Origin of the sequence: Solidesulfovibrio sp., from assembly GCF_029978005.1 — a bacterium.
Taxonomy (GTDB): domain Bacteria; phylum Desulfobacterota; class Desulfovibrionia; order Desulfovibrionales; family Desulfovibrionaceae; genus Solidesulfovibrio.
The window spans coordinates 1-3571 of the sequence record NZ_JARKOZ010000099.1 but is presented as its reverse complement, the minus strand read 5'-3'; the positions used below and the strand labels follow the sequence as shown (position 1 = coordinate 3571).

Sequence of the window (3571 nt, the reverse complement as noted above, 5' to 3'; positions counted from 1 at the left end):
CGGGGGGGACCGGGGGGGATCCTCCCCCCCGGCGGGGTCCGGGGCGGAGCCCCGTCTTCCTCTTGCTTTTCCCCTTCTCCATCTCCCTACCTTATTACTGCCCGCGGTTGCCGGTGCCGCAGCCGGAGCGCACGGACTGGCAGTAGGCGACGCAGGCCTTGTCGCCCCGGCATTTGGACACGCACTGCTGGTATTGCTGGGCGCACATGGCCGGGGTTTCGGGGGCCGGGTTGCCCAGGTTCTGGAGCATTTGCTGGGTGACCTGCACCACGGGCACGTTGGCGGCCTGGGCGGCGTAGCCGTCCTTGATCTGGAGCACGGCGCTGCAGGTCAGGTAGCACTGGGGCACCACGGCGTTGCAGACCACGCTCGGGTCGTGGCGGTCGCCGTAGGGCAGGGAGATGGCGGCGACGGCCGCGCCGTCGGGTTTGACGCAGTACATCTGGGTTTGGGCCATGGCGGCCGAGGCGGCGGCCAGGATCAGGGTGAGCACAAGGGTTGCCAACAAGGGACGCTTCATGGTTTTCCCTCCTTGCGGGTAAAGACTTCCGCTATGCCGGTTCTTACGTGAACTCCCGGGCAATGTCATGAGGGAATCACAAAAAAGGGAAACATTCCATTAAAAAGTCTTGTGGCGGCGCGGTTGCGGGCGTACTCGTCCCGGGTCGGCCCGGTCCTGGCGAGGCGGTTGAAAATATGCCAGGCCCGTTGACTTTTGCCGAGGGGCCGTGCTAGTCCTTCCCGACTTGTGAACTTGTGCACGAGCGCCCGCTCGTTTGGGTACGCCCCAGGCGGGTCCGGGGTCTGTCGCGAGACGGGAGGGGACAGGGTGTTCGGCCGGCTCATCAAGGACAAAAGCGTTCGCGAGTCCATCGCCTCGGCTTCGGTGGTGGGGCTCAATCTCGTCTCGGCCACCTTCGTCGGACTGTTCATCGGCTGGTGGCTGGACAAGTGGCTGGATACCAAGCCGTGGCTTCTGCTGACGTTCCTGATCCTGGGCATCGTGGCCGGGTTCAAGAACGTGATGGTGGAAGTGAAAAAGATCCAGAAGGCCGACGAGAGCGAACACGAGGGGCAGGGCGGGGATGATGAAAAATCTTAGGGACAGTCTGGATCGCTGGCTTCTGCGCCGGGGGTATGTCCACCCCGAGGTGCGCGAGCTCGTGCGCAACCAGTTGCTCCTGACCGCGCTGGTGCTCCTGGCCACGCTGCCGTTTTCCGGCGTGTCCGTGGCGGCCTGGTCGCTGGCCGCCGGTACGGTCATCATCTCGGCCAATTTCTGTTCCCTGGCCAAGTTCGGCCAGCGGATCACGGGGTACGCAAACAGGCGCGAGGCCGTGGCGGCCGTGCTGGCCCGGTTCTATTTCCGGCTGGCCCTCTCGGGAGCGGCGCTTTTCGCCTGCATCGTATGGTTCGGGGCTGCGCCGTTGCCGCTTCTGGCCGGCATCACGACGGTGGTGGTTAACTTCCTCGTCTGGGGCGTATGGCGCCACGCCGGCTCCAAGACGCACCAAACGCTTACGGGAAAGGAGGCATAGGACATGGCTGGTGGGTTGCCGCATCCGGTTCTGCTCGTCGACGAGGCTGCGAAGGCCGTCGGGCTGTACAAGCTCAACGACGTCTTCCACGCCCAGGTCATCGATTCCAACGTCATCTACGCCTGGTTCGCCATGATCCTGCTCATCATCCTGGGCATGCTTGCCACCCGCAAGCTCGCGATGGTGCCGTCGGGCTTCCAGAATTTCTTCGAGGTCGTCGTCGGCGGCCTTGAATCCTTCGTCGTCGAGAACATCGGCGAAAAGGGCCGCAAGGTCTTCCCGTTCCTGTGCGCCCTGTTCCTGTTCATCATCACCGGCAACCTCATCGGTCTCGTGCCGGGCCTCGATTCGCCGACCAACAACGTCAACACCAACGCCGCCATGGCGCTGACCGTGTTCGTCTACTACAACTTCTGGGGCATCCGCATGTGGGGCGCGGGCTACATCAAGCACTTCATGGGCCCGTTCTGGTGGCTGGTGCCGCTGATGCTGCCCATCGAAATCATCTCCCACCTGGCCCGGCCGCTCTCGCTCACGCTGCGTCTTTTCGGCAACGTGCGCGGCGAGGAAATCGTCTTGGTGCTCCTGTTCGCCCTGGCGCCGGTCGTCGGCACCTTCCCGATGTACTTCCTGTTCTCGCTGGCCGACTGCATCCAGGCCTTCGTGTTCTTCATGCTGGCCATGATCTACCTCAAGGGCTCGCTGGAACACGCTCACTAGAATCCCGGGGGAAATGGTCCTTAGGACCGTAACTTTAAACACCTGATTTTCAGGAGGATCGACATGCGTAAGGCTTTCATGACCATCTTCTCGACCGCCGCCCTGCTGGCCCTGGCCTCCGTCGCTTTCGCCGCCGACACCGCCGGCGCCATGGGCGCCATCGGCACCATCTCCTGGGCCACCGCCATCGGCATGGGCCTGGCCGCCGCCGGCTGCGGTCTTGGTCAGGGTCTGGGCCTCAAGGCCGCCTGCGAAGGCACCGCCCGCAATCCCGAGGCCGGCGGCAAGATCACCGTCACCCTGATCCTCGGTCTGGCCTTCATCGAGTCCCTGGCCATCTACGCCCTGGTCGTCTGCCTGATCCTGCTCTTCGCCCACCCGTTCGCGAAGATCATCACCGGCTAATTACGACATCCCGGAAAGGAGGCCGGGCCACAAATCCGGCCTCCTTTCTCTTTTAACCCCACCAGCACGCACCAAAGGATGCCGCCTTGAAAAGCGAACACATCCCAAAGGCCACCATCAAGCGCCTGGCCATGTACGTGCAAGTGCTGGAAACCCTCAAGCGCGAAGGCTCCCAGGTCGTCTCCTCGGAACTCCTCGCCCGGGCCTGCAGCGTCAACCCTTCCCAGATCCGGAAGGACCTTGCATATTTCGGTGAGTTCGGCGTGCGTGGCGTCGGCTACCACGTCCAGGACCTCATCTACTCCATCAAACACTCCCTCGGCGTCGACCGCGTCTGGAAATGCGCCCTCGTCGGCGTCGGCAACCTGGGCAAGGCGCTCCTGCGCCACCAGGACTTCAAATTTCGCGGCTTCGACATCGTCGGCGCTTTCGACTGCGACCCCTTCAAGATCGGCGAGGAAGTCTCCGGCCTCGAAGTCGTCTGCACCCGCCGCCTCAAGGACGCCGTCAAGGAACTCGGCATCGAGATCGGCCTCATCACCACGCCCGTCAACCGGGCCCAGCGCGCCGCCAACTTTCTCATCGAAGCCGGCGTCAAAGGCATCATCAACTACTCCCCGGCCATGCTCTCCGTGCCCAACGACGTCTTCGTCGAATACGTCGACTTCTTCCACCACTTCTATTCCGTCGCCTTCTCCATTACCATCGATCGCAACCAGGACCGCCCCGGCTTCGACCAGTCCGGCGAAGACGAGTAGCGGGAACGGTCGCGCAGCCTCCGGCAGAGGGTAGATGCCTCCGGCGGCCGGGGGGCATGATGCCCCCCGGACCCCCTCGACGAGGGATGGCAAGCCGGATGGGGGCTGGGCGATTGGCGGTTGTCCGTCGGCGGGGGCGGAATTTGCCCT

Annotated in this window: 6 protein-coding genes; 5 read left to right on the top strand and 1 reads right to left on the bottom strand. The window is 63.8% G+C overall.

Annotation, left to right across the window (positions count from 1 at the left end; all coding sequences use genetic code 11):
- Window positions 1-94: 94 nt before the first annotated feature.
- Window positions 95-520: a hypothetical protein gene (locus tag Q1K70_RS11855; RefSeq protein WP_300159672.1), complete on the bottom strand. Its 426-nt coding sequence runs from the start codon at window positions 518-520 to the stop codon at window positions 95-97.
- Window positions 521-829: 309 nt separating this feature from the next.
- Here Q1K70_RS11855 and Q1K70_RS11850 point away from each other — a divergent pair, with 309 nt between their 5' ends.
- From Q1K70_RS11850 to Q1K70_RS11830, 5 genes are all read left to right on the top strand, one after another.
- On the top strand, window positions 830-1102 hold the full coding sequence (locus Q1K70_RS11850) for an AtpZ/AtpI family protein (RefSeq protein ID WP_300159669.1): 273 nt from the start codon (window positions 830-832) through the stop codon (window positions 1100-1102).
- A complete protein-coding gene (locus Q1K70_RS11845; RefSeq protein ID WP_300159666.1) occupies window positions 1086-1538 on the top strand; it encodes an ATP synthase subunit I in 453 nt (150 codons plus the stop codon). Before Q1K70_RS11850 ends, Q1K70_RS11845 begins: the two co-directional genes overlap by 17 nt.
- 3 nt (window positions 1539-1541) lie before the next feature.
- On the top strand, window positions 1542-2258 hold the full coding sequence (gene atpB / locus Q1K70_RS11840) for a F0F1 ATP synthase subunit A (protein WP_300159663.1): 717 nt from the start codon (window positions 1542-1544) through the stop codon (window positions 2256-2258).
- Window positions 2259-2321: 63 nt separating this feature from the next.
- Complete coding sequence (atpE, locus tag Q1K70_RS11835; protein ID WP_029460502.1) at window positions 2322-2663, top strand: ATP synthase F0 subunit C; 342 nt, start codon at window positions 2322-2324, stop codon at window positions 2661-2663.
- An 86-nt stretch (window positions 2664-2749) separates the two neighbouring features.
- Window positions 2750-3421, top strand: a complete 672-nt coding sequence (locus tag Q1K70_RS11830) for a redox-sensing transcriptional repressor Rex (RefSeq protein WP_300159657.1) — start codon at window positions 2750-2752, stop codon at window positions 3419-3421.
- Window positions 3422-3571: the final 150 nt, after the last annotated feature.

Coding starts and splice junctions, on each gene's coding strand:
- Q1K70_RS11855 (WP_300159672.1), bottom strand. CDS start 520: ATGAAGCGTCCCTTGTTGGCAACCCTTGTGCTCACCCTGATCCTGGCC.
- Q1K70_RS11845 (WP_300159666.1), top strand. CDS start 1,086: ATGATGAAAAATCTTAGGGACAGTCTGGATCGCTGGCTTCTGCGCCGG.
- atpB (WP_300159663.1), top strand. CDS start 1,542: ATGGCTGGTGGGTTGCCGCATCCGGTTCTGCTCGTCGACGAGGCTGCG.
- atpE (WP_029460502.1), top strand. CDS start 2,322: ATGCGTAAGGCTTTCATGACCATCTTCTCGACCGCCGCCCTGCTGGCC.